At 63.0% G+C, this 21870-nt stretch carries 20 protein-coding genes and 2 pseudogenes; 8 read left to right on the forward strand and 14 right to left on the reverse strand.

Going from position 1 to position 21870, the window contains the following annotated elements:
- Positions 1-15: 15 nt before the first annotated feature.
- From aadB to LY284_RS01770, 8 genes and pseudogenes are all read left to right on the forward strand, one after another.
- A complete protein-coding gene (gene aadB / locus LY284_RS01730) occupies positions 16-549 on the forward strand; it encodes an aminoglycoside nucleotidyltransferase ANT(2'')-Ia (protein ID WP_000381802.1) in 534 nt (177 codons plus the stop codon).
- A gap of 254 nt (positions 550-803) precedes the next feature.
- Entirely contained in the window at positions 804-2063 is a 1260-nt protein-coding gene (locus LY284_RS01735) for a chloramphenicol efflux MFS transporter CmlA10 (RefSeq protein WP_042862943.1), read from the forward strand.
- Between the two features lie 92 nt (positions 2064-2155).
- Positions 2156-2994, forward strand: a pseudogene (locus LY284_RS01740) (AadA family aminoglycoside 3''-O-nucleotidyltransferase).
- 116 nt (positions 2995-3110) lie between these two features.
- Positions 3111-3458, forward strand: coding sequence for a quaternary ammonium compound efflux SMR transporter QacE delta 1 (locus LY284_RS01745; RefSeq protein ID WP_000679427.1), 348 nt, complete (start codon positions 3111-3113; stop codon positions 3456-3458).
- The gene (sul1, locus tag LY284_RS01750; RefSeq protein WP_000259032.1) at positions 3452-4291 is read left to right on the forward strand and encodes a sulfonamide-resistant dihydropteroate synthase Sul1; all 840 of its coding nucleotides are present in this window, start codon (positions 3452-3454) and stop codon (positions 4289-4291) included. The genes LY284_RS01745 and sul1 overlap by 7 nt, the downstream gene beginning before the upstream one ends.
- A gap of 127 nt (positions 4292-4418) precedes the next feature.
- Positions 4419-4919: a GNAT family N-acetyltransferase gene (locus LY284_RS01755; RefSeq protein ID WP_000376623.1), complete on the forward strand. Its 501-nt coding sequence runs from the start codon at positions 4419-4421 to the stop codon at positions 4917-4919.
- Positions 4920-5425: 506 nt separating this feature from the next.
- The gene (locus LY284_RS01765) at positions 5426-6190 is read left to right on the forward strand and encodes an IS6-like element IS6100 family transposase (protein WP_001389365.1); all 765 of its coding nucleotides are present in this window, start codon (positions 5426-5428) and stop codon (positions 6188-6190) included.
- A 55-nt stretch (positions 6191-6245) separates the two neighbouring features.
- Positions 6246-8441, forward strand: a pseudogene (locus LY284_RS01770) (Tn3 family transposase); the annotation flags it as partial.
- Between the two features lie 32 nt (positions 8442-8473).
- Here the strand turns inward: LY284_RS01770 and LY284_RS01775 are convergent.
- The 14 genes from LY284_RS01775 to LY284_RS01840 all read right to left on the reverse strand — a co-directional run bounded on the left by LY284_RS01775 (position 8474) and on the right by LY284_RS01840 (position 21857).
- Complete coding sequence (locus LY284_RS01775; protein ID WP_028698647.1) at positions 8474-9994, reverse strand: conjugal transfer protein TraG N-terminal domain-containing protein; 1521 nt, start codon at positions 9992-9994, stop codon at positions 8474-8476.
- A gap of 15 nt (positions 9995-10009) precedes the next feature.
- Positions 10010-10366 carry a hypothetical protein gene (locus LY284_RS01780; protein WP_017516006.1) on the reverse strand — a complete coding sequence of 119 codons (357 nt, stop codon included), beginning with the start codon at positions 10364-10366 and terminating at the stop codon, positions 10010-10012.
- Positions 10363-11757, reverse strand: a complete 1395-nt coding sequence (locus LY284_RS01785; protein ID WP_023103896.1) for an integrating conjugative element protein — start codon at positions 11755-11757, stop codon at positions 10363-10365. Before LY284_RS01785 ends, LY284_RS01780 begins: the two co-directional genes overlap by 4 nt.
- 9 nt (positions 11758-11766) lie before the next feature.
- Positions 11767-12714, reverse strand: coding sequence for a TIGR03756 family integrating conjugative element protein (locus LY284_RS01790; protein ID WP_023103897.1), 948 nt, complete (start codon positions 12712-12714; stop codon positions 11767-11769).
- The gene (locus LY284_RS01795) at positions 12711-13157 is read right to left on the reverse strand and encodes a TIGR03757 family integrating conjugative element protein (RefSeq protein ID WP_017514119.1); all 447 of its coding nucleotides are present in this window, start codon (positions 13155-13157) and stop codon (positions 12711-12713) included. The genes LY284_RS01790 and LY284_RS01795 overlap by 4 nt, the downstream gene beginning before the upstream one ends.
- A gap of 161 nt (positions 13158-13318) precedes the next feature.
- Positions 13319-13813, reverse strand: coding sequence for a DNA repair protein RadC (gene radC, locus LY284_RS01800; RefSeq protein WP_023103898.1), 495 nt, complete (start codon positions 13811-13813; stop codon positions 13319-13321).
- Positions 13814-13991: 178 nt separating this feature from the next.
- The gene (locus LY284_RS01805; RefSeq protein WP_028690954.1) at positions 13992-14756 is read right to left on the reverse strand and encodes a DsbA family protein; all 765 of its coding nucleotides are present in this window, start codon (positions 14754-14756) and stop codon (positions 13992-13994) included.
- 13 nt (positions 14757-14769) lie between these two features.
- Entirely contained in the window at positions 14770-17637 is a 2868-nt protein-coding gene (locus tag LY284_RS01810) for a conjugative transfer ATPase (protein WP_023103900.1), read from the reverse strand.
- On the reverse strand, positions 17637-18077 hold the full coding sequence (locus LY284_RS01815; protein ID WP_023103901.1) for a TIGR03751 family conjugal transfer lipoprotein: 441 nt from the start codon (positions 18075-18077) through the stop codon (positions 17637-17639). Before LY284_RS01815 ends, LY284_RS01810 begins: the two co-directional genes overlap by 1 nt.
- On the reverse strand, positions 18058-19488 hold the full coding sequence (locus tag LY284_RS01820; protein ID WP_017515583.1) for a TIGR03752 family integrating conjugative element protein: 1431 nt from the start codon (positions 19486-19488) through the stop codon (positions 18058-18060). The genes LY284_RS01815 and LY284_RS01820 overlap by 20 nt, the downstream gene beginning before the upstream one ends.
- Positions 19478-20404 carry a TIGR03749 family integrating conjugative element protein gene (locus LY284_RS01825; RefSeq protein WP_023103903.1) on the reverse strand — a complete coding sequence of 309 codons (927 nt, stop codon included), beginning with the start codon at positions 20402-20404 and terminating at the stop codon, positions 19478-19480. The genes LY284_RS01820 and LY284_RS01825 overlap by 11 nt, the downstream gene beginning before the upstream one ends.
- Complete coding sequence (locus LY284_RS01830) at positions 20401-21090, reverse strand: PFL_4703 family integrating conjugative element protein (protein ID WP_023835765.1); 690 nt, start codon at positions 21088-21090, stop codon at positions 20401-20403. Before LY284_RS01830 ends, LY284_RS01825 begins: the two co-directional genes overlap by 4 nt.
- Positions 21087-21485 (reverse strand): TIGR03750 family conjugal transfer protein, encoded by a 399-nt coding sequence (locus tag LY284_RS01835; protein ID WP_023103905.1) that lies wholly within the window; start codon positions 21483-21485, stop codon positions 21087-21089. The genes LY284_RS01830 and LY284_RS01835 overlap by 4 nt, the downstream gene beginning before the upstream one ends.
- A 12-nt stretch (positions 21486-21497) precedes the next feature.
- A complete protein-coding gene (locus LY284_RS01840) occupies positions 21498-21857 on the reverse strand; it encodes a TIGR03745 family integrating conjugative element membrane protein (RefSeq protein WP_023103906.1) in 360 nt (119 codons plus the stop codon).
- Positions 21858-21870 lie beyond the last annotated feature (13 nt).

The following is a 21870-nucleotide window of genomic DNA, read 5'->3' on the forward strand; positions in this document are numbered from 1 at the left end:
CAGGTGTTAGGCCGCATGGACACAACGCAGGTCACATTGATACACAAAATTCTAGCTGCGGCAGATGAGCGAAATCTGCCGCTCTGGATCGGTGGGGGCTGGGCGATCGATGCACGGCTAGGGCGTGTAACACGCAAGCACGATGATATTGATCTGACGTTTCCCGGCGAGAGGCGCGGCGAGCTCGAGGCAATAGTTGAAATGCTCGGCGGGCGCGTCATGGAGGAGTTGGACTATGGATTCTTAGCGGAGATCGGGGATGAGTTACTTGACTGCGAACCTGCTTGGTGGGCAGACGAAGCGTATGAAATCGCGGAGGCTCCGCAGGGCTCGTGCCCAGAGGCGGCTGAGGGCGTCATCGCCGGGCGGCCAGTCCGTTGTAACAGCTGGGAGGCGATCATCTGGGATTACTTTTACTATGCCGATGAAGTACCACCAGTGGACTGGCCTACAAAGCACATAGAGTCCTACAGGCTCGCATGCACCTCACTCGGGGCGGAAAAGGTTGAGGTCTTGCGTGCCGCTTTCAGGTCGCGATATGCGGCCTAACAATTCGTCCAAGCCGACGCCGCTTCGCGGCGCGGCTTAACTCAGGTGTTGGGCGCACAATAAGGCTCCTCGCTGAGTTGCTTGAAAGTTGTTACGATTCAAATTCAATCATGAGATAGCCAGCAGATGAGCACTTCCAAGAACGCAGACAAGTAAGCCGCAGCAACCTTCATTTTTCGGTTGTTGCGGCGTTCTCATGAATCCTTTTGCTCTACGAGAGCGCCGCCAAATCCTTCGTTCAAGGAGATGGTTTCGTGCGCTCAAAAAACTTTAGTTGGCGGTACTCCCTTGCCGCCACGGTGTTGTTGTTATCACCGTTCGATTTGCTGGCATCACTCGGCATGGACATGTACTTGCCGGCAGTGCCTTTTATGCCAAACGCGCTTGGCACGACAGCGAGCACAGTTCAGCTTACGCTGACAACGTACTTGGTCATGATCGGTGCCGGTCAGCTCTTGTTTGGACCGCTATCGGACCGACTGGGGCGCCGCCCCGTTCTACTGGGAGGTGGCCTCGCCTACGTTGTGGCGTCAATGGGCCTCGCTTTTACGTCATTGGCTGAAGTCTTTCTGGGGCTTCGGATTCTTCAGGCTTGTGGTGCCTCGGCGTGCCTTGTTTCCACGTTTGCAACAGTACGTGACATTTACGCAGGTCGCGAGGAAAGTAACGTCATTTACGGCATACTCGGATCCATGCTGGCCATGGTCCCGGCGGTAGGCCCATTGCTCGGAGCGCTCGTCGACATGTGGCTTGGGTGGCGGGCTATCTTTGCGTTTCTAGGTTTGGGCATGATCGCTGCATCTGCAGCAGCGTGGCGATTCTGGCCAGAAACCCGGGTGCAACGAGTTACGGGCTTGCAATGGTCGCAGCTGCTACTCCCCGTTAAGTGCCTGAACTTCTGGTTGTACACGTTGTGTTACGCCGCTGGAATGGGTAGCTTCTTCGTCTTTTTCTCCATTGCGCCCGGACTAATAATGGGCAGGCAAGGTGTGTCTCAGCTTGGCTTCAGCCTGCTGTTCGCCACAGTGGCAATTGCCATGGTGTTTACGGCTCGTTTTATGGGGCGTGTGATACCCAAGTGGGGCAGCCCAAGTGTCTTGCGAATGGGAATGGGATGCCTGATAGCTGGAGCAGTATTGCTTGCCATCACCGAAATATGGGCTTCGCAGTCCGTGTTAGGCTTTATTGCTCCGATGTGGCTAGTGGGTATTGGTGTCGCCACAGCGGTATCTGTGGCACCCAATGGCGCTCTTCAAGGATTCGACCATGTTGCTGGAACGGTCACGGCAGTTTACTTCTGCTTGGGCGGTGTACTGCTAGGAAGCATCGGAACGTTGATCATTTCGCTGTTGCCGCGCAACACGGCTTGGCCGGTTGTCGTGTACTGTTTGACCCTTGCAACAGTCGTGCTCGGTCTGTCTTGTGTTTCCCGAGCGGAGGGCTCTCGCGGCCAGGGGGAGCATGATGTGGTCGCGCTACAAAGTGCGGAAAGTACGTCAAATCCCAATCGTTGAGAGAATGTGGCAAGCTATCGCCCAACAAATCGCTGCAGCCGACCCAAAACCGCTACGCGGTTTCGGTCGGCTGAGCTCAGGCGTTAGACATCATGAGGGTAGCGGTGACCATCGAAATTTCGAACCAACTATCAGAGGTGCTAAGCGTCATTGAGCGCCATCTGGAATCAACGTTGCTGGCCGTGCATTTGTACGGCTCCGCAGTGGATGGCGGCCTGAAGCCATACAGCGATATTGATTTGTTGGTTACTGTGGCCGTAAAGCTTGATGAAACGACGCGGCGAGCATTGCTCAATGACCTTATGGAGGCTTCGGCTTTCCCTGGCGAGAGCGAGACGCTCCGCGCTATAGAAGTCACCCTTGTCGTGCATGACGACATCATCCCGTGGCGTTATCCGGCTAAGCGCGAGCTGCAATTTGGAGAATGGCAGCGCAATGACATTCTTGCGGGTATCTTCGAGCCAGCCATGATCGACATTGATCTAGCTATCCTGCTTACAAAAGCAAGAGAACATAGCGTTGCCTTGGTAGGTCCGGCAGCGGAGGAATTCTTTGACCCGGTTCCTGAACAGGATCTATTCGAGGCGCTGAGGGAAACCTTGAAGCTATGGAACTCGCAGCCCGACTGGGCCGGCGATGAGCGAAATGTAGTGCTTACGTTGTCCCGCATTTGGTACAGCGCAATAACCGGCAAAATCGCGCCGAAGGATGTCGCTGCCGACTGGGCAATAAAACGCCTACCTGCCCAGTATCAGCCCGTCTTACTTGAAGCTAAGCAAGCTTATCTGGGACAAAAAGAAGATCACTTGGCCTCACGCGCAGATCACTTGGAAGAATTTATTCGCTTTGTGAAAGGCGAGATCATCAAGTCAGTTGGTAAATGATGTCTAACAATTCGTTCAAGCCGACCGCGCTACGCGCGGCGGCTTAACTCCGGCGTTAGATGCACTAAGCACATAATTGCTCACAGCCAAACTATCAGGTCAAGTCTGCTTTTATTATTTTTAAGCGTGCATAATAAGCCCTACACAAATTGGGAGATATATCATGAAAGGCTGGCTTTTTCTTGTTATCGCAATAGTTGGCGAAGTAATCGCAACATCCGCATTAAAATCTAGCGAGGGCTTTACTAAGCTTGCCCCTTCCGCCGTTGTCATAATCGGTTATGGCATCGCATTTTATTTTCTTTCTCTGGTTCTGAAATCCATCCCTGTCGGTGTTGCTTATGCAGTCTGGTCGGGACTCGGCGTCGTCATAATTACAGCCATTGCCTGGTTGCTTCATGGGCAAAAGCTTGATGCGTGGGGCTTTGTAGGTATGGGGCTCATAATTGCTGCCTTTTTGCTCGCCCGATCCCCATCGTGGAAGTCGCTGCGGAGGCCGACGCCATGGTGACGGTGTTCGGCATTCTGAATCTCACCGAGGACTCCTTCTTCGATGAGAGCCGGCGGCTAGACCCCGCCGGCGCTGTCACCGCGGCGATCGAAATGCTGCGAGTCGGATCAGACGTCGTGGATGTCGGACCGGCCGCCAGCCATCCGGACGCGAGGCCTGTATCGCCGGCCGATGAGATCAGACGTATTGCGCCGCTCTTAGACGCCCTGTCCGATCAGATGCACCGTGTTTCAATCGACAGCTTCCAACCGGAAACCCAGCGCTATGCGCTCAAGCGCGGCGTGGGCTACCTGAACGATATCCAAGGATTTCCTGACCCTGCGCTCTATCCCGATATTGCTGAGGCGGACTGCAGGCTGGTGGTTATGCACTCAGCGCAGCGGGATGGCATCGCCACCCGCACCGGTCACCTTCGACCCGAAGACGCGCTCGACGAGATTGTGCGGTTCTTCGAGGCGCGGGTTTCCGCCTTGCGACGGAGCGGGGTCGCTGCCGACCGGCTCATCCTCGATCCGGGGATGGGATTTTTCTTGAGCCCCGCACCGGAAACATCGCTGCACGTGCTGTCGAACCTTCAAAAGCTGAAGTCGGCGTTGGGGCTTCCGCTATTGGTCTCGGTGTCGCGGAAATCCTTCTTGGGCGCCACCGTTGGCCTTCCTGTAAAGGATCTGGGTCCAGCGAGCCTTGCGGCGGAACTTCACGCGATCGGCAATGGCGCTGACTACGTCCGCACCCACGCGCCTGGAGATCTGCGAAGCGCAATCACCATCTCGGAAACCCTCGCGAAATTTCGCAGTCGCGACGCCAGAGACCGAGGGTTAGATCATGCCTAGCATTCACCTTCCGGCCGCCCGCTAGCGGACCCTGGTCAGGTTCCGCGAAGGTGGGCGCAGACATGCTGGGCTCGTCAGGATCAAACTGCACTATGAGGCGGCGGTTCATACCGCGCCAGGGGAGCGAATGGACAGCGAGGAGCCTCCGAACGTTCGGGTCGCCTGCTCGGGTGATATCGACGAGGTTGTGCGGCTGATGCACGACGCTGCGGCGTGGATGTCCGCCAAGGGAACGCCCGCCTGGGACGTCGCGCGGATCGACCGGACATTCGCGGAGACCTTCGTCCTGAGATCCGAGCTCCTAGTCGCGAGTTGCAGCGACGGCATCGTCGGCTGTTGCACCTTGTCGGCCGAGGATCCCGAGTTCTGGCCCGACGCCCTCAAGGGGGAGGCCGCATATCTGCACAAGCTCGCGGTGCGACGGACACATGCGGGCCGGGGTGTCAGCTCCGCGCTGATCGAGGCTTGCCGCCATGCCGCGCGAACGCAGGGGTGCGCCAAGCTGCGGCTCGACTGCCACCCGAACCTGCGTGGCCTATACGAGCGGCTCGGATTCACCCACGTCGACACTTTCAATCCCGGCTGGGATCCAACCTTCATCGCAGAACGCCTAGAACTCGAAATCTAACGTCCGTTCGGGCATCGAGGTCCATGTCGGGGTGGGACGGGCCCGTGGCTTCAAGATCACTTGCAGTCCGACCGCGATGTCTTGGTTGCGCGAGAGGTTGTCGATATCCTCCACTTCCATCATCAACCCTGGATAATGCCGCCGCCGTCATCGCCGCCGACGCCCGTGCCGGGCTTTTCGGGCCTGTCAGGCTTGCTCGGCCTTCAGCCTGCCTGGGCGAGATCTCCGGCGGACGGATTAACGGCGGAGCTTCGCCGCCTTTCGTGCGTGTGAAGGCCGAAGATAGTTCTCTCAAAAACATCCGTTTATGAGAGATACCAAATGTCATTTTCAGAAGACGACTGCACCAGTTGATTGGGCGTAATGGCTGTTGTGCAGCCAGCTCCTGACAGTTCAATATCAGAAGTGATCTGCACCAATCTCGACTATGCTCAATACTCGTGTGGGCTCTGTTGCAAAAATCGTGAAGCTTGAGCATGCTTGGCGGAGATTGGACGGACGGAACGATGACGGATTTCAAGTGGCGCCATTTCCAGGGTGATGTGATCCTGTGGGCGGTGCGCTGGTATTGTCGCTATCCGATCAGCTATCGCGACCTTGAGGAAATGCTGGCGGAACGCGGCATTTCGGTCGACCATACGACGATCTATCGCTGGGTCCAGTGCTACGCCCCGGAGATGGAGAAGCGGCTGCGCTGGTTCTGGCGGCGTGGCTTTGATCCGAGCTGGCGCCTGGATGAAACCTACGTCAAGGTGCGGGGCAAGTGGACCTACCTGTACCGGGCAGTCGACAAGCGGGGCGACACGATCGATTTCTACCTGTCGCCGACCCGCAGCGCCAAGGCAGCGAAGCGGTTCCTGGGCAAGGCCCTGCGAGGCCTGAAGCACTGGGAAAAGCCTGCCACGCTCAATACCGACAAAGCGCCGAGCTATGGTGCAGCGATCACCGAATTGAAGCGCGAAGGAAAGCTGGACCGGGAGACGGCCCACCGGCAGGTGAAGTATCTCAATAACGTGATCGAGGCCGATCACGGAAAGCTCAAGATACTGATCAAGCCGGTGCGCGGTTTCAAATCGATCCCCACGGCCTATGCCACGATCAAGGGATTCGAAGTCATGCGAGCCCTGCGCAAAGGACAGGCTCGCCCCTGGTGCCTGCAGCCCGGCATCAGGGGCGAGGTGCGCCTTGTGGAGAGAGCTTTTGGCATTGGGCCCTCGGCGCTGACGGAGGCCATGGGCATGCTCAACCACCATTTCGCAGCAGCCGCCTGATCGGCGCAGAGCGACAGCCTACCTCTGACTGCCGCCAATCTTTGCAACAGAGCCCGAATATCTGCAACGCATCGATCTCCCCGAGGATCTGCTTGCCGGCGTTCCTGCCCATCGGGTGACTCGTCTGCGCAGGCAGGGTGAACGGTATTATGCCGACGGCATGCGCGATCTCCCGGAGGACAGGCGGCTTGCGATCTTGGCTGTTTGCGTCTCGGAATGGCAGGCGATGTTGGCCGACGCAGTGGTCGAAACCCACGACCGGATCGTCGGCCGTCTCTACCGTGCTTCGGAGCGTATTTGCCATGCAAAGGTCGCAGACGAAGCGGGGGTGGTGCGTGACACCCTGAAATCCTTCGCCGAGATCGGGGGCGCCCTGGTCGATGCACAGGATGATGGCCAGCCGCTGGGCGATGTCATCGCGAGTGGGTCAGGGTGGGACGGCTTAAAAACCCTTGTTGCAATGGCAACCAGGCTGACCGCCACCATGGCCGACGATCCGCTCAATCATGTGCTCGACGGTTATCACCGCTTCCGCCGATACGCTCCACGCATGTTGCGCCTGCTCGATCTGCGAGCTGCGCCCGTTGCACTGCCGCTTCTGGAAGCGGTGACGGCCCTTCGTACCGGTTTGAACGATGCCGCGATGACCAGCTTCTTGCGGCCCAGCTCGAAATGGCATCGCCACCTTCGGGCCCAGAGGGCTGGCGACGCTCGCCTATGGGAGATCGCGGTGCTGTTCCATCTGCGCGATGCGTTCCGCTCCGGAGATGTCTGGCTTACTAGGTCCCGGCGCTATGGCGATCTGAAACACGCACTCGTTCCGGCACAATCCATCGCGGAAGGCGGTCGTCTCGCTGTGCCATTGCGGCCGGAGGAATGGCTGGCAGACCGGCAAGCTCGCCTCGACATGCGGTTGCGCGAGCTTGGCCGTGCCGCTCGCGCAGGCACGATCCCGGGCGGGTCGATTGAAAACGGCGTTCTGCATATCGAGAAACTCGAAGCCGCCGCGCCGACAGGCGCCGAAGATCTGGTGCTCGATCTCTACAAGCAGATCCCGCCCACGCGCATCACCGATCTCCTGCTGGAGGTGGATGCGGCGACCGGCTTCACCGAAGCGTTCACCCATCTGCGCACAGGAGCACCCTGCGCTGACCGGATCGGGCTAATGAACGTTATCTTGGCGGAAGGGATCAACCTCGGCTTGCGCAAAATGGCGGATGCGACAAACACCCACACCTTCTGGGAATTGATCCGCATTGGACGGTGGCATGTCGAGGGCGAAGCCTATGACCGGGCGCTGGCCATGGTGGTCGAGGCACAGGCAGCGTTACCCATGGCCCGGTTCTGGGGCATGGGCACGTCGGCTTCGAGCGACGGACAGTTCTTCGTCGCTACAGAGCAAGGTGAGGCCATGAACCTGGTCAACGCGAAATATGGCAATACCCCGGGCCTGAAAGCCTATAGCCACGTCTCCGACCAATATGCGCCGTTCGCAACCCAGGTGATTCCTGCAACGGCAAGCGAAGCGCCTTACATCCTCGATGGCCTGCTGATGAACGATGCTGGACGCCATATCCGCGAGCAGTTCACCGACACGGGCGGCTTCACCGATCACGTCTTTGCCGCATGTGCCATTCTCGGCTACCGGTTCGCTCCGCGCATCCGCGACCTGCCATCCAAACGGCTCTACGCGTTCAATCCGTCGGCCGCCCCGGCGCACCTGCGAGCGTTGATCGGCGGAAAGGTCAACCAAGCCATGATCGAGCGCAATTGGCCCGACATCCTGCGCATCGCCGCCACCATTGCTGCCGGGACCGTCGCGCCAAGCCAGATTCTGCGGAAACTCGCCTCCTATCCGCGGCAGAACGAGCTCGCGACAGCCCTGCGGGAAGTCGGTCGCGTCGAGCGCACCCTGTTCATGATCGACTGGATTCTGGATGCCGAACTCCAACGGCGTGCCCAGATCGGGCTCAACAAAGGCGAAGCTCATCATGCGCTGAAGCGGGCAATCAGCTTCCACCGCCGCGGTGAAATCCGCGACCGTTCCGCCGAAGGCCAGCATTACCGCATCGCCGGCATGAATCTGCTCGCCGCCATCATCATCTTCTGGAACACCATGAAGCTCGGCGAGGTCGTTGCAAACCAGAAACGCGATGGAAAGCTGCTATCGCCCGATCTCTTGGCCCATGTTTCGCCGCTCGGATGGGAACACATCAATCTCACCGGAGAATATCGCTGGCCAAAGCCTTAGCGTAGGATTCCGCCCCCTCCCGCAAACGACCCCTACTTCAGCTTACCTCCGGTAAGGGCCCCAGCGCCCTTACCGCCTGCTTGGCCGGCGCTCTTGCTGCCATCTGAAAGCCCCTGGATGACGTGCCCGGCCCGAATCCCAACCCAGGTAAGGCTCGCAAGCCAAAAGCCCGGCAAGACCAGGAACATCGTGCCCATGACGAACATCAGGAGCAGGTCGCCAAAGGCATTGTTCAACCCCACCAGCGGATCGAAGTTAGTGTGTGGCCGGTTCCAGCCGAAGCCCCACCCATAGAGCGCATCGAGGATGGTGCTGTCGATCCAGCGTGCGAGTTGGAACCAGAAATCGGTGAAGAACAGCGCGAATTGCACGACGCTGACGGTGACGACCGTCTTCAGGTCATAGGTTCCGACGACCAGTACGAGCGGGATGCAGATGACCAGTGCCATCTTGAGCAAGGCAAGCACCATGGGCAGCGCCTGGCGCACCACGTCCATGGCGGGAAATGCGGCAAGTGCCCCGACCGCCATTCCTACATCCCCCGTGGCCCGCGTCACGATGTTCGGCAGGGTCTTGTCGATCTGGCCGCCGTAGTCGGTATAGACCGAACCCTGGTTGAGCTTCTGCTGTCGCGGTGACGCGATGGTACGGACCACCGAATCGTCCACCTCGGTACGGCTCAGGAACCCGGCCCAGCCCGCCAAGCGATTCAACAGGCTGGGGTCCACCTGGCCCAGCAGCCGTGCCCGCAGGCCGTTGCTGCCATCGGCCCACCACTGCCTGCAGGTCGGGTAGCCGCCGCCACTGGCCACCTGCGCAAGCCCTGCGTCGCGGGTGTCGTCATAGGGCCATGACTCGCGCGCCGTGCTGGAACGGTAGCTGTCGTAGTAGCCGCCGGTATCCGTGAAAAACCTCGAACCGATCCAGGTCACGTCGTTCATTTGAGCGTCGTCCAGCTCCGGCCGCGCCATGAACAATTTAGCGCGTGCAGGTCCGTAGCAGTCGTGTGTGAAATCGGCCACTTCCTGAGCCAGAACCGGGTCATTGATGCGGGTAGCGTCGATCTCCATGCGCATCTGTCGCAGGTCTGTCCCGCACGGGATTGCCGCCACCGAGGCGCTGGTGACGGCGCGCGAGAGCGCGTGCATGAAGGCCCACCAGACCGGCACCTTGGCACTCTGGTTGTTGATGGTGCTGAAGGACTGGGACCAGCCGGTATCCGTGGGCTGCGGCACGTTGACCTGGCACTGGGCCGAGCGCGAGCTGTCGTACTGAATTGTGTTGAGGTCCACGTCGATGAAGGGGATGCCGGCGAACATCACCACCACGATGGCGACGAACACCCGGTTCTCGATGCGTGCGGCCGAGAGCACGCCCTTGTTGCCTTCGTCGGCACCTTCCGCACGGGCCTTAAGCCATTCCTGCACGATGATCGCCACGAAGGGCAGTGCGAATACCCCGCTGGATACCAGTACCGCCCAGATGCCGTTGTTGACGATCCAGGACACCAAGGTCAGGTAGTACTCCAGGTAGTCGGTTGTGAAAAGCGTCATGGCTCGGACCTCCCCTCAGCCCTGCATCAACAGGCTGGCTTCAAGCGCCACGATGGCAACGACGCCGGCGATCTCGCTGCGTACCAGGCGGCGCCGCGCTTGCGCGTCGTCCTCACGCGCAAGCAGCCGGCGACGCATCCAGACCCAGCCGTAGGCCGTCGCGCCATACAGGCACAGCCGCCAGACCAGGAAGTAGCCCGCTGCTGCCGCCAGCCAACGCTCCCAGCCCGCGACACTTCCGACGAGGTAGATGCCAACGATGTTGGCACCCACGGCGACGGCCGCGAGTACCATCGTCCACAGCAGCGCCTTCGCTGCGCGCCGGTTGAACAGCCAGCGCGGGCGCAGCCAGGCCGCACGCATCAGGCTCATGGCCGGCCTCCCGGATTGCCCTTCTGCAACTGATCGAGGCGGTCAGGCACCGGATCGCCTTCGTAGATGCCACGCGAGCCCGCCGCGCGCGTGCCGTGGCGCTGGATGATCGCCATGGGCGAGTTGTTCGCCAGCTCCCGGCGCAGCTCCAGCTCGGTCTTGAGGTTGCGAATCTCGCGATCGAGCGTGTCGCTCTCGTGGTTCACCGCCTCCACGGCGAGCTGGTTGGCCGCCACGTTGGGCTCCTTCTTGCCGGTCAGCAGCGTGCGTTGCAGCAGTAGCGCCTTCTCCAGCACCGACGCCAGCGCAACCTCGGACGCCAGGCGCTGCGACAGCAGGTGCTGGTCCGGTTCGTCGCGCAGTGCCTCGACCACGCCGCGCGTGATGGGCAGCGACGCGCTGCCGGCCTCCCGCAGGTTTTCGGGCGTCGTGTTCTTCGCCTTGGAGACCAGGTCCTGGAGCGCCTGCAGCTTGGCGTCGTACTCCTCCTGGATCAGGGGCGTCAGCCCGACGCCGGGCACCGTCTCCGTCTTGGTGCAGGCGTCGCAGGTGCGCTGCTCCTTCTCGCCGAGCACCCGTGTTGCCCACTCGATGGCCGCCTGCGGCGTGGTCCAGGTTTGGCACGACAGGCTCGTGCAACTGGCCGGAGCGATTGCCGACGTGTCGGTCACCCCGCGGCCATTGACCAGGTTGTAGCCCGCGCGGGTGACGTCACCGACCACCTTGATCGCGGGCTGACCGGAGCCGCCGGCATTGCTTCCCCCGACCCAGGGCACGCCATCGTTGCCACGGCGCGTCTCGGCCTGCTCGATGGCCGAGACGGCATCCGTGCTCGAAACAGCGTCACGCAGCGCCAACCCCTCTGCCATCTGGCTCCAGCCGAGTTGGCCGCCAGCCGTTTCGGCCATCTTTTCGGCCATGGCGCGGCACGTCAGCTTCGAGCGGTCGAAATCCAGCCGCGCTTGCAGAACGCCGTTGGTGAGCAGGTTGTAGAGGCCTGGATCTGCACGCTGGATGATCAACGCCGGCAGGGACGCCACAGCACTCGTAGCACTCTGGATCACCGAGGACATGATCTGCTGAAAGCCATTGGTGACACCGTTGAGTTGATTCTTCAACGTGGTCTGGATGCTCATGTCGCCGCAGATCAGATTGCTGTTCCAGCCGACACCCACGCCGAGCGAGCGCATGCCGGCTGCGCGGCCCATCGAAACGGCGCTGCCGCCGCCGATGGAGTACATGACGTCATCGCCGATGACGTTGCCGCTGGTCTGGTAGCCCAGTTGGCCCCAGGCCACGCCGCTTGCCAGAACCAACGCGCCGGTAAGCGCCAAACAGATCCTCTTGCCACGAGCCGGTGGGGAGAACTGCATAGAGTCGGAACGCTTCATCGCGGCACCTCAAAGGAAATCAACGCTGCCAAGGAACACCTGTCCACGGCGTTCGCAGCAGGCATACGGCCGCCACAGCGCCCAGGCGTAGTCGCCTTGCTGGGCCTGAGTCAGGAAGCCGGTGCGTGGGAAAACCGTGCAGGACGAGGACAGGACGGGCGTGAGTTCCTGCCACTTGCCAGTCGAGGCATCACCCTCCATCAGCGCGCTGGCGGGCCAGTAGCCATCGCGGGCATTGGCAAGCAGCGGCTGGTACACGTGCAACTGCCCGCGGCGCGTGACGACATCGCCCGCACGCTGGGCCACCACGGCTCCCGATTTGTGGTCGTCGGTCTGGTGCAGGAAGCCGCCGCGGGGATACACGTTGCCCCAAAGGTTCATCGTGGTGCGTGCGCCGACCTCGCGCATGCCGGGAATCAATGCCTCCGGGTAGGCCATCTCGGGCACGTTGTAGCGCCAGGCAAGCGTGTCCAAGGTGCTGAGCAGATACGGCATGAATGCCGTTCCCGCGCCCTCGCAGAAGTAGCCCGAGGACGAAACAAACTGGTTGAACACCTCGACGCCGGGATGGCCGATCACGTCGGCGTTCTTGAATTTCGCGAGATTGTTTTCGTGATCCTCGTTCGTCGTTCCATCGCCGCCCGCTTGGGCGGACGGGTTGGCCGTACTCATCGCCCGGACTTCGACCCACGGGTTCTCGCCCGTGTTGCTGTAGCTGGAGACGACCGCATCGGGGATGTAGTGGCGCACCTTGACAGAGGTGCGCACCGTGCAGCCTCCCCAGGTGCAGTAGAGCCAGTAGCAGATACCCACCACCCGGTACTCCAAGCAATCGGGCGAGGCCACCGAGGCAACGATGGCGGTGGTGTTCAAGGCGTAGCTACCCGTGGCGCTGAGCAGCAGCAAGGAAGCCACGCCAGCCCGCATGCGGCGCATAAGGTCGAATGGCCTCGTCATGGCTGGGTCCTCCGACGCTGCTCGATGCGCGCGACAGCGCGGGCCACATCCGGCTCGCCATAGACCACGTAGCGCTGATCCACCACGACAGCCGGGATGCTGGTGATGCCCAGGCTCCATGCGTCGGTGACGCCCTGGTATGCGGAAGCGATGCGGCGCTGTAGGTCGGCGCCGCCTTGGTTCAGCCGACGCTTGACGGTGGCCGCCGCCTGTTCGGGGGCGGCGGGCAGTTCCGCAGAAAGCTCCGCTTCAATCCGGCGGGCTTCGTCCAGCTCGATCAGCCGCTCGCCGCCCATGGTCTTGACCGGGTGGTGGCTGTCGGTGACGACCAGTACGTCGGCTGCGAAGGTGACGGGGCTGAACACGGCCAGGGACGCCGGCAGCGCCACGACGAGACCAAGGGTTCGCCAGCCCGACGCGAACGTGGAAAAGGATGCCGGCATGTCGCGTGCCCCGAAAGTTGATCAGGGCCATAGTCAAACGCGAACCCGATGCCACCCCAACAAACAATGCGCATCGCGGGCTGCCCGCATACCTGCTTGTCCCGGGCCATAAAAAAACGGAGGCCGAAGCCTCCGCGAGGATCAATGAAGCAATGCGACCGTTACAGCAGGCCTGACTCCGCAAAGGAGAACGGGGAACCTTGGCCTACGATGATGTGATCCAGTACCCGTACATCGATGAGCGCCAGCGCGGCCTGCAGTTGCTGGGTCAGCACACGATCCGCGCTCGACGGCTCGGAGATGCCCGAGGGGTGCTGGTGCGCGAAGATCACCGCGGCGGCGTTCAACTCCAGCACACGCTGTACGACGACACGTGGATAAACAGAAGTCGAGTTGATCGTGCCCCTGAACAATGGCTCGTAGGCCAGCACCTGGTGCATGCTATCCAGGAACACAGCGGCGAATATCTCGTTGGGTTCAGCGACCAGTTTCACGCGCAGATAGTCCCGCACGGCGGCCGGCTGGCTGAGGCATGGTCCAGCTTTGAAGATCCGTTTTTCCAGCAGCACGATGGCCTGCTGGATGATCCAGTCTTCGTGCTGGGCAGCTACGGCGGAAAGCGACTCCACACAGGAGTCATTGATGGCGAAAGACATGGCGAACCTCCAGACGGTGAGATCGGAGGGCGCGCGCCCCCGAGGGCAAGCCCTCCTGGGGATGAGAATGAAAAGATGCATCCATCACCGCGATTGCGGTGACCGTTCGCGGCCAGGATGCAAGGCGAACGAGTCGCGGTCAGCGCAGAGGACTGCGCCGTAGCCTTGAAGACCGGGGCTACCTGGGCATGTCGCCGACGACGTCGGCAGGCATTTCGGATGTGGGTGTGCTGGTCGGACCCTCAGCCGCCAGCATGTCCATGGCTGACAGCAAGGCATCGCCCTCGATCGGCCCCTGCAGCAGGATGGCCTGGCCCGTTTGGCGATCGAGCAGGCGCAGCGACGGCGTGGCGGTTACGCCGCTCTTGGTGGCTTCCGCAGCCTGGGCGCGGATAGCCGCACTGGGCCTTTCGCTTGCCATGCACTGCTCGCTGGCTGGCGTCGATTCGGGGTACCGCAAGCCATCGGGCAAGCCCTGGCCGCCGCTGCGCGTGTGGGCATAGACCCATTCGATCGCCTGCCAGAACGCGACATGCCCACCTGCTTCGGCAGCGCATTCCACTAGGCGTGCCTCGGCTGACGCGGCCGGCTCGTGCTCGGCCAGCGGCTGGTGGTGCCATTGCAGCGCCACGTCGGTGTTGTTGCCGATCCACCGCTTGAGCTGCGGGAAATACTCCCGGCAGAACGGGCACTCCAGGTCGGCATAGAGCGTCAGCGTGAAACGGCCTTTGGGGTTGCCCATTAGCCAGGGCGGCCCGGCCACCGGTGCCATGCTGACCGGCGTGGGCGGCTGCGGCGGGGATTCGCCGGGCGACCTTGACACAAGCCAGATCAGCAGCAGCGCGACCAGCACAGCAGCCAATGCCCAGGGCCAGCGGGGCCGCCCGTTGCGGCGGCGGAACGCCTGGACCTGCATCGGAATGGAAGGACGTTTCTGTTCCATGGCGTTCTCCGTCTTACGACAGTTCCAAGGCCGGCGACTCGATGCCGCGCGCCTGGTCGATCTTCTCGGCCACCTTGAAGGCCGCTTCCAGTTCGGTGCAGCCGTAGTGCTGCATGAGCTGGTAGCGCTCGGCCTTCTCTTCGGGTTCGGTCTGCGCCAACGCCAAGTACAGGCTGGGCGGCACGGCGCGGAACAGCACTTCCATGCTCTTGGAAAGGATGACGCCCTCGGTGAACTTGCCCGCTTCTTTGCGCGCCGAGAGCATCAGCGCTTTCTGCGCGGGCGAGAGTTCGCGGAAGCGTGCAATCTTCTCGACCTCATCGGGCGGCATCGACAGGCAGATCCACCACTCAATCATGTTGAGCATGGGCTCCGCGGCACGCGGCAGATCGTCGATATTTTGTGTAGCCAGCCAGAACCAGGCCCCTAGCTTGCGCCACATTTTTGTAATTTTTACAACGTAGGGCGCAAGCAGCGGGTTCTTCGTGATGATGTGGCCTTCGTCGGTCACATTGATGATCGGACGGCCCAGGTACTGGTCGCGCTCGGCGATGTTGTTCACCGTGCTGATCAGGCTGATGTAGGCGATGGAGAGCTGCGCGTTGTAGCCCTCCCGGGCATAGGTCGCGAGATCCACCAGCGTGATGTCGGCCTCGGGCCACGGCGTGCCATCGCGATCGAACATCTCGCCGTCCGTGCCTTGGCAGAACATGTCCATCGCGTCCGCCATCTCCAGCAGCCGCACGCGCCGCATCTCGGGCAGCGTCGGGTCCTGGCCGCGCGTGCGCAGCGCGTTGCGCACGTCGCGCGTGAGCACCGTGCGTTTCTCGGCCACGCAGTGCTCGGCGGCATCGAGGATGCACTGGCGGATCAGCGAGCGATCGGCCCGCGTCATCCGGGCTTCTTCCTTGTCCTCGCCGCCTGTGATCATCAGCCGTGCCGTGATCTCCAGTTCACCCAGCACGTCGCGCTGCTCGTCCTCCTCCATGACCGAGGAATCGGCTGGCAATTCTTCATCCAGTGCATCGGCATCAAGCGTCTGCACGTTGCTGGGCGTTTCGATCAGCCGGCGAGCGTCGGCGAACGGCGCCAGGCTGATGCCCGAGCCAGGAGCCAGCTTGACCCGGTTCACGGTCAGACCCAGGCGCTTTGCGAAGTCGCTGAACAAGCCAAAGCTGTTGCCGGCTTCCACGATGAACAGCCGCGGCCGGTAGATGGCCGTGACCTGGTTCAAGAGGTTGTTGAGCGTTGCGCTCTTGCCCGAGCCGGTGGGGCCGAACAGGAACAGATGGGCGTTCATCTGCCTGTCCAAGCGGTTCAGTGGATCAAACGTGATCGGCCCGCCGCCGCGGTTGAAGAACGTGTTGCCCGGATGACCCGTACCCTGGCTGCGACCCCACGCCGGCGAGAGATTCGCCACATGCTGGGCGAACATCAGTTGGGTGAACCAGTTCCGTCGATCTTGCGCAGGGTTGTAGCAGCACGGTAGCCAGCGCAGGTAGCTGTTGAGCGGCGCGACTTCATCGTCCTCGCGCACAGGCTGCAACCCCGCGTTGAGCATCACGTTGGCGAGGTCCAGACCGCGCCTGTCAAGTTCGGCTTCATCGCGTCCGCGCAGATAGAAGGCCAGCGTGCCGCGGTAGAGCTTGTGCGCGCTGCCGATGAGCGAGCGTGCCTCCTGCACATCCTTGAGCGTTTGTTCCGATGCCAGTGTTTCGCCGACAGCCTTCTTCGCCAGGTGATTCAGGTGCGATTCGAGGATGTCCTGGGGCGTCGCCACCATGGTCAGACACATCGTGGTGTCTTCGGGCATCTGATCGAAAAGCGTGTTGATAGCGTCCCCCTTGCGGGTTTCGCCGGTCAGGTGCCCCGTACCGGGCGGCATGCGTAGCCGGTCGGTGACCAGTACGCGATGCGGCATACCGTCAAAGTACCAGGTGCCGTGCTCGGCATCGGAGCGAGGCTGACCGAAGAACAGCCGTTGACTGAAGTCCCGACCACTCGCCAGCTCAATCTCACCTTCCTCCACCTCGTCGGGATAGCGGGCCAGCGCATAGAAGCGCTCTCGCTCCTCAGCGCCGGGCCCGAGCATCGTGGGGCGTGGGTTGAACCAACGCAGCAGCCAGTCGTGAACATCGGCCGCGACCATGCGCCGGGCCTGGATGCCGGCGTTCGCCAAGCCGCCGCAGAGGCGATCGCAGACGATGTTCAGCATTTGCTCGGGTGTCTGGCCGCGGCGGTTCGCCTGCCCGGCGGCCCGGCGATAGACCACCATGCGCACGCGCCGCGTCTGGCCGCGCCAGCGCAACCGCGTGACCACCGTATCCTCGAACAGTCCGCCGGGCTTGGCCACCGCGCGCAGGTGGTGGCCAAAGAAGCGGAGGTAGAACTCGGTGAAGGCCGTGCTGCGGGCGCGCGGCTGCACGTAGTCGCGTAGCGTCTGCATGTACTGGTCGAAGCTGGGCTCGTCCTGTGCATAGAGCTGGAGCACCCACGGGTTCTCATCCAGCTCATCGAACGAGTCCTGGAGCGCGTTTTCGAGCGCATCGCGGGCATGAGCGAGCCAGCCCGGTTCCCGACCTTCGGTGCCTAGCGGGACCAGTTCGTAGAAGGCCGCGACCGATTGCCCGTCCTCCAGCAGCATGGACTTCGACGGCGGCAGGAACTCCACCCACGGCAGCAGCTCCGCGAATGACTGCGCAACGTCGTACATCGCCTGCTCGTCCGCCACGGTCGCCGGCCTGCGGCCCTGGACCGTCGCTCCGGGTTCGGCAATGCCGGCCTGGCGCAACGCCTCGACGTGGCGCTGCCAGCCGTCCGGCTGCTCGTCATTGCCACCATCGGATGCAGCCAGCTTCGGCCAGGGGAGTTTCCAGCGCATCAGTAGTCCTCCACGCGCTCGCCCGGCATGGCGTACTGCACACGCTGGTACAGGGGAAAGACCGTCGTGTAGCCCGGAACCGGCACGGGATCGGTGCCCGCCAGGTGCGGGTACACATACATGACAAGATCGGGGTTCGGCAGGCGGTGGAACTGGCGATAGACCTCGTTGCGCGCCGTGCGCGTGTAGCGCATCTGCTCGGTGGGCGCGGCCTCCACGTCGGCCTCGGTCAGCGTCCGGCGCAGGCTCTGGCGTGCATCGAGCAATTGCCTGCGCGCCACCTGGCCGGCGCCACCACCCCCGTCACCGGCGTTCTGCTGCCAGATGTCCATCATCGTGCTGTCGCCGTGGGGGAGCAGCTTTTCCTTGCTGGTGGCACAGCCGCCGAGCACCGCGACGGCGAGGGCCAGCGCCAGGGCCTTATTCAAGTTCGAGAGCATGGCTTTCTCCTGCGCGGTGATCGACCTTGCGGCCTTCGGGATCGAAGTCGATGGCGAGCGGCTTTTCGAGGTGGACGGCGACCTTCGCGCCGGGCTGGACATAGACAGCGGCGAACGCCTGGCCGTACAGCTTGTTCACCCAGTCGGCCATGTCGCGCACGCCACCGGCCAGGATGCGGCCCACGGCTTCATTGCCCGAGATACCGACGCTGCCGATGGAGCCGTCGGCGCCGACGTAGGACATCTGGCCGCTGTCGCTGTCGATCAGCGAGGCGACGCCGGCACCGGCGGCGGTAATCAGGGCTTGCGAGCCAAGGTACTGCTGGGCGTTGCTGCGCCGCTCCCCGCTGACGCAGGGAATGCCGTATGGGTCGCTGATCCAGCCCAGGCCTCCACTTTGAGAGTTCTGCTGCTGGTTGTTTTGCTGGTTGCCGTCGCGGTCTTCGGGGATGGTGCGGATCGTGCCGTCGTGGAAGACGAAGGTGATGCTGCGTACCTGGCCGCGCACGCACGAGAGCGTCCAGTCGCCCGATGCGGTGCCGCTGAACACGGCACCGGCCACGTCGGGAATGTCGATGCCATTGGCGGTCAGGTTGTCCGATCCGACCAACACCTTGAAGGGGTACGGATCGTTGACGGTTCCGTCGATCGGCACGCGGCCGATCAGCGCCGTCATCGCCACCGACCCCATCAGCGTCGAATTGGTCGGTACGGTATAGACCGCCTTGGCGCTCTTCACGCCTGCGGCGCGTGCGCCCGCGTTCGCCACGGTTTCCGCCGTGGTTTCCAACGTGCTCTGCGCGGGGCCGAAGCTCGTCGGGAAGCTCATGCCGCTACCCGTGCCACGACTGCTGTTGCGCCCCTCGGCTTTCCTCGCATCGTCGGGTTCGACCCAGCGCACGCCGCCTTCCATGCCGGCCTCGTCGCCGTCACGCAGCCCCAGACCCACCGGCAGGTCGGCATGGCCGCCGCCACGTCCGCCGATACTGTCCAGGCGCCGTTGCAGGTCGGCCAGCAGCCCTTCGGTCTGCTGACGCGCGCTGGCTGCCTGCTCTTGGTCGCGACGCAGGTTGGTGCGCTCGGAGTCGAGGGCCGAATTGATGCGCTGGTCAATGGAGTTCTCGCGCTGGCGCAGTCGCTGGTTTTCTTCGCGCTGGGATTTGTTGTCCGAGAGCGCGGTCTGAAGCTCGGTGCGCAACTGCTTCACTTGGGCAACGAGCGTCGCCACGGTGTCGCGCGGGGTATCGCCCTCGATGCCCAGCGCCTTCATTTCCGCTGGCGTGAGCTTGGCGCCGGCATCCGCGGTCGGTGGTGCCGAAGTGCTGCCTCCCGAGAACAGCCGGATGGCGACGAACAGCACCAGCACGGCAACCGGGATCATCAGCCACTTCAGGAGTCCATTACTGCGCATGGCGGACCTCCTTGCGGTCGGTGCCATCCTGGGAACCGGCTTCCGGTTGCGGGAGATGCACGGCCGGGTCGAAGCGGTTGACCGCTGGTAGCAGCGATTGCGCAAGGCCACGCCCGCGCGTCACCAGGTACAGAACGGTCGTGTCCTCGGGCGTCCCGCGCGGGCCAAGCGCCTCGTGTTGGAAGGTGGCGGTGAGGAAATCGCCTTGCAGCACGCGCGGGTCCAGGGTGATCCAGCCGCTGCTGCTGTTGGTCAGGCGCACGGCGGTCACCCACTGGTCTTCCAGACGCCATGACGCGAGCGCGACCGCGCGCACGGGCAGCGTCGGCATCAGCGTGCCGAGGTCGAGGTCACGGCGCAGGTTCACCCGCATGACGCTCGGCAGCGGCTCCACGGTGCGTAGCGGCGCGTAGAGGTTCTGTGCGGCAAAGCGCGTCAGGACAACCGACACCGGGGTCTCGCGTCGCGCCGCTCGCGCGCCGGCCTGGTCCTGGGCGCGCGCCGGAGCTTCGTTGTCATCGCCGGGCTGATCGCCATAGCGCGCCGGGGTGCTGTTGCCCTCGACGATGCGCACTGGTTCCAGCTCGGCTTCGCCGTCCTTGGCTGGCTCCGCCGCAATGTCCAGCAGGATCAGCGCGCCCGTGTCGGCGTCCTGCAATTGCAGCCGCGTGGGCTCGATCGGCTCGCTGGCGCGCAGGTACACCGCGCCGCCCGCGCTCTGCACCCGTAGGCGCTCGCCGACGCCCGCAGGTACGCCCACGCGGACGTTGCGGTCGATGAACACGATGCGCTCGTGGCCGACCTTCAGCGGCACCGCCAACGGCATACGTTCCCAGCGCAGGATCTCCACTGCCTGGACAGCAGGAGCGGCGGCCACGGCCAACAGCCCCAGCAGCGTGAGTACAGGATGCTTCATGGGGTTTCTCCTTGGGGCGCTTGCGGAGACAGGCCGCCAGACGCCGGGCGCGTTGGCTCCGGCGTGCTGATGCGCTGGGGCGCGCCCTCATAGCAGTCGAGCGCCAGGCCGAACGGGTTGCGGGCAGGATCGACGTCCACCCGCGTGACCTTCACTGGATAGCGCACCAGAGCGCGCTTGACTTGCTCGGCGCCGTAGTACTCGTCGGCGGTGATGTCCAGCGTCACCACCCAGTCGCGGTCGGAGACCACGCGCACGCGCGCCGTAGGGTCGTCGCCGTAGCCGCGGCCGGGGATTTCATAAATCCCGCGCACGCGCTGGCGCAGCTCGCCCGTGCTGCGGCGGTAGTCGTAGTCCGCGCGAAGGAAGGCCTGGCAGGACGGGGTGAGATACGGCGAGAGCGTGTGGAGGTTGCGCGCGTAGTCCTCTTCGCCATTCGTCGGCCAGCGGTTGAGCGTCTGGAACACGTAGAACGTGAACGCATAGACCGATTCGGGCGGCACTTCCCACCACTTCCTGGTACTGCCGGAGCGCAGGTCAGGCGGAACGTGGATGGTCAGATCGCGCGGAGCGCTCCACCAGCCGCCGCCCATGACCAGGGCGACGATGACCAGGGCGCCAGCCCCCAGGCGAAGCGTCTTGATGTGCGCCTGCAGGTGGGTGATCTCGTTCTTGAAGCGGCTCATCGCGCGCTCCTTCGGGTGGTCCAGAAGCCGGAACGCGAGATCAGCACATGGCCGCCCACCCAACCCGCCATCAGTGGATGACGTGTCGCAATGCGCCATTGCAGTTGCCGATACAGCCAGGTGTCGGGACGCCCGCGTTTGAGGCGGCGAAGAATGCCGCCGCCGATGAACACGCCCAAGGCCACGCCCAGGACGACGAACGTGGGAGCTAGCGCGATCGTGCGGAACACCCACGACAGCGGCGCGCCGACCAGCAGGCCGGCGGCGCCGGACAAGCCGCAGCAGATCCACAGCTCGTCGGCGGTGAGGCCGCGCACGACAACGGGGTGGCGGTTGAGCCGGTGCGGAAGGAACGTCACGGTCCCGTCCGCACGGACGTGCTGCTGCTCAGACATACCGGCCTCGCCTTACAGGATGCCGGTGGCTTCGGTGAGCAGCCAGATGCCGATCACGAGCAGGACGGCGCCGATGGCGACCGTGAGGCCGAACTGGCCCCACGTCTTGCGGCCTGTGTGGATTTCCGCGTAGGTCCCGTAAGCGTGGTAGCACACGCCGATGAACATCGACGCCACCACCAGCAGGGCTACGAGCATGATGATGTCGTAGCCGTAGTTGCGGATCGTTTCCATGATGCCGTTGCCCGTGCCGCGGGTCGGGTTCTCCAATTGCGGCAGACCCTGCGCGAACGACAGCACGGGCAGCGCAGCGGCGCCCAGGGCCACGGCGGCGCGCTGGGCAAGACGGGAATTGAGGATGCGGTTTTGCATGGTCATGCCTTTC

Source organism: Caballeronia sp. PC1 (assembly GCF_021353155.1).
In the GTDB taxonomy this organism is placed as follows: Bacteria; Pseudomonadota; Gammaproteobacteria; order Burkholderiales; family Burkholderiaceae; genus Caballeronia; species Caballeronia cordobensis.

What these genes read in the sequence shown, in the direction of transcription:
- LY284_RS01830 (WP_023835765.1), bottom strand. Translation starts at nt 21,090, where the DNA reads ATGAGCCGCTTCAAGAACGAGATCACCCACCTGCAGGCGCACATCAAG.
- LY284_RS01825 (WP_023103903.1), bottom strand. Translation starts at nt 20,404, where the DNA reads ATGAAGCATCCTGTACTCACGCTGCTGGGGCTGTTGGCCGTGGCCGCC.
- LY284_RS01815 (WP_023103901.1), bottom strand. Translation starts at nt 18,077, where the DNA reads ATGCTCTCGAACTTGAATAAGGCCCTGGCGCTGGCCCTCGCCGTCGCG.
- LY284_RS01745 (WP_000679427.1), top strand. Translation starts at nt 3,111, where the DNA reads ATGAAAGGCTGGCTTTTTCTTGTTATCGCAATAGTTGGCGAAGTAATC.
- LY284_RS01795 (WP_017514119.1), bottom strand. Translation starts at nt 13,157, where the DNA reads ATGCCGGCATCCTTTTCCACGTTCGCGTCGGGCTGGCGAACCCTTGGT.
- LY284_RS01790 (WP_023103897.1), bottom strand. Translation starts at nt 12,714, where the DNA reads ATGACGAGGCCATTCGACCTTATGCGCCGCATGCGGGCTGGCGTGGCT.
- LY284_RS01755 (WP_000376623.1), top strand. Translation starts at nt 4,419, where the DNA reads ATGGACAGCGAGGAGCCTCCGAACGTTCGGGTCGCCTGCTCGGGTGAT.
- LY284_RS01775 (WP_028698647.1), bottom strand. Translation starts at nt 9,994, where the DNA reads ATGACGCTTTTCACAACCGACTACCTGGAGTACTACCTGACCTTGGTG.
- LY284_RS01840 (WP_023103906.1), bottom strand. Translation starts at nt 21,857, where the DNA reads ATGCAAAACCGCATCCTCAATTCCCGTCTTGCCCAGCGCGCCGCCGTG.
- LY284_RS01820 (WP_017515583.1), bottom strand. Translation starts at nt 19,488, where the DNA reads ATGCGCAGTAATGGACTCCTGAAGTGGCTGATGATCCCGGTTGCCGTG.
- LY284_RS01810 (WP_023103900.1), bottom strand. Translation starts at nt 17,637, where the DNA reads ATGCGCTGGAAACTCCCCTGGCCGAAGCTGGCTGCATCCGATGGTGGC.
- LY284_RS01780 (WP_017516006.1), bottom strand. Translation starts at nt 10,366, where the DNA reads ATGAGCCTGATGCGTGCGGCCTGGCTGCGCCCGCGCTGGCTGTTCAAC.
- LY284_RS01835 (WP_023103905.1), bottom strand. Translation starts at nt 21,485, where the DNA reads ATGTCTGAGCAGCAGCACGTCCGTGCGGACGGGACCGTGACGTTCCTT.
- LY284_RS01765 (WP_001389365.1), top strand. Translation starts at nt 5,426, where the DNA reads ATGACGGATTTCAAGTGGCGCCATTTCCAGGGTGATGTGATCCTGTGG.
- LY284_RS01785 (WP_023103896.1), bottom strand. Translation starts at nt 11,757, where the DNA reads ATGAAGCGTTCCGACTCTATGCAGTTCTCCCCACCGGCTCGTGGCAAG.
- LY284_RS01805 (WP_028690954.1), bottom strand. Translation starts at nt 14,756, where the DNA reads ATGGAACAGAAACGTCCTTCCATTCCGATGCAGGTCCAGGCGTTCCGC.
- aadB (WP_000381802.1), top strand. Translation starts at nt 16, where the DNA reads ATGGACACAACGCAGGTCACATTGATACACAAAATTCTAGCTGCGGCA.
- radC (WP_023103898.1), bottom strand. Translation starts at nt 13,813, where the DNA reads ATGTCTTTCGCCATCAATGACTCCTGTGTGGAGTCGCTTTCCGCCGTA.
- sul1 (WP_000259032.1), top strand. Translation starts at nt 3,452, where the DNA reads ATGGTGACGGTGTTCGGCATTCTGAATCTCACCGAGGACTCCTTCTTC.